The following is a 1,907-nucleotide window of genomic DNA, read 5'->3' on the forward strand; positions in this document are numbered from 1 at the left end:
GCTTGTGGCTCTGGCTCGGTACCGGCCAGGTCACCAAGGAATGGGTGTCCATTCACCGCAAGCACCACGCCAAATGTGAAACCGTTGAAGATCCGCACAGCCCCCAGGCCCACGGCATCAAGAAGGTTTTCTGGGAAGGCGCAGAGCTATACCGCGCCGAAAGCAAAAACAAGGAAACCATGGCCAAGTTTGGCCATGGCACACCCAACGACTGGGTTGAACGCAATGTCTACACCCGCTATAGCTGGCAGGGCGTGGGCCTGATGATGATCATTGACCTGGCGCTCTTCGGCGCGGCAGGCCTGGCTGTCTGGGCTGTGCAGATGGCCTGGATTCCCGTGACGGCGGCCGGCATCATCAATGGCATTGGCCACTATTGGGGTTATCGCAACTTTGAGGCACCCGACGCAAGCACCAACATTTCGCCCTGGGGCATCATGATTGGCGGCGAAGAGCTGCACAACAACCACCATACCTATCCGACATCGGCCAAGTTCTCGGTCAAGCCTTATGAATTTGACATCGGCTGGATCTACATCCGCGCGCTGGAAAAAGTTGGYCTGGCCTCCGTCAAGAAGGTGCCGCCGAAGCTCCAGCTGGGCTCCATCCAGCCCGTAGCGGACGAAAAGACGCTGGAAGCTCTCATCGCCCACCGCTATGAAGTCATGGCGGGTTTTGCGCGAGAACTGCGCCGGGCCGGCAAGGCCGAAATCGAAATGCTGAAGGCCAAAAAAGCCGACGTGTCCGTTCTGCGTGCCGCCAATCGCTGGTTGCACCGCGATGACGACAAGGTGCCGGCCGCAGCCAAGCCCCAGCTGGCACAGGCCCGTGCCGAGCACCCCGTGCTGGACAAGATGGTCACCATGCGCGAAGAGCTCCGCCAGATGTGGCTGACCACTTCTGCCTCCCGTGAGCAGCTGGCTGCTGATTTGCAGGCATGGTGCCACCGTGCCGAGGAAAGCGGTATTGCCGCCCTGCGCGAATTTTCGATGAAGCTGCGCGCCGCCCGCGCCTGACCTGGCGACAGCGACAGATTGCCCTGACCTGCTTTGGCAGGCCGGCACCTCAAACAAAACCGCTCCCGGAAAGTCCTGGAGCGGTTTTTTTATTGGCCGGGGTGAGGCGAAGGTAGTTGAGGAAGTCGAAGCCGATCGAGGCCGGCGTTGTTGTGCTGCTGTGTCGTGACAGGCTTCCGTGGTCCGGCCCCGGAGAGGTGTACTGATGTCCGGCTGGGTATGCCCGATGCCGATGCCGGGAGCTGGTGCTACTTACCCMTTGATTTCTGTGCCATCCCTGCTGGGCACGCATCTCATATGCCGGTGCGCCGTGCGGGCATAAAAAAACCGCTGTAAAACAGCGGTTTTTTTGAGCAGCACAGGGCGCTGCAGGAATCAAGGCCGAATTACTTCAGCTTGATTTCCTTGTATTCCACGTGCTTGCGTGCCTTTGGATCAAATTTCATGATCAGCATTTTGTCGGGCGTGGTTTTCTTGTTTTTGGTGGTCGTGTAGAAATGACCCGTGCCGGCAGTCGATTCCAGCTTGATTTTTTCGCGTGCGCCTTTAGCCATGATGCTTCTCCTTAGACTTCACCGCGGGCACGAAGGTCCACCAGGACTGCATCGATGCCTTTTTTGTCGATCAAGCGCAGACCAGCGCTGGTGATGCGCAGGCGCACCCAGCGGTTTTCGCTCTCAACCCAGAAACGACGGTACTGCAGATTAGGCATGAACCGGCGCTTGGTTTTGTTGTTTGCGTGAGAAACATTGTTTCCCACCATCGGGCCTTTGCCCGTTACCTGACAGACGCGTGCCATGAGCACTCTCCGTAAAAAATTAGAAATCGGATGCTGGCAAAGGGTTCAATCTGCGCGGGGCAGACCTGCAAATGCTCAGCTAAGCCATAGAT

3 protein-coding genes are annotated in these 1,907 nt (G+C 57.8%); 1 reads left to right on the plus strand and 2 read right to left on the minus strand.

From position 1 onward, the window contains the following. On the plus strand, window positions 1-1,016 hold a 1,016-nt coding region (locus AC1D0Z_RS20600), incomplete at its 5' end, for a DesA family fatty acid desaturase (RefSeq protein ID WP_477660028.1). 386 nt (window positions 1,017-1,402) lie between these two features. Here the strand turns inward: AC1D0Z_RS20600 and rpmG are convergent. After that, window positions 1,403-1,570, minus strand: coding sequence for a 50S ribosomal protein L33 (gene rpmG / locus AC1D0Z_RS20605; RefSeq protein WP_007863188.1), 168 nt, complete (start codon window positions 1,568-1,570; stop codon window positions 1,403-1,405). An 11-nt stretch (window positions 1,571-1,581) separates the two neighbouring features. Then, a complete protein-coding gene (gene rpmB / locus AC1D0Z_RS20610) occupies window positions 1,582-1,815 on the minus strand; it encodes a 50S ribosomal protein L28 (protein ID WP_293403299.1) in 234 nt (77 codons plus the stop codon). Window positions 1,816-1,907: the final 92 nt, after the last annotated feature.

The sequence above is a fragment of the Polaromonas sp. P1_E3 genome (assembly GCF_056405935.1).

What these genes read in the sequence shown, in the direction of transcription:
- rpmG (WP_007863188.1), bottom strand. Translation starts at nt 1,570, where the DNA reads ATGGCTAAAGGCGCACGCGAAAAAATCAAGCTGGAATCGACTGCCGGC.
- rpmB (WP_293403299.1), bottom strand. Translation starts at nt 1,815, where the DNA reads ATGGCACGCGTCTGTCAGGTAACGGGCAAAGGCCCGATGGTGGGAAAC.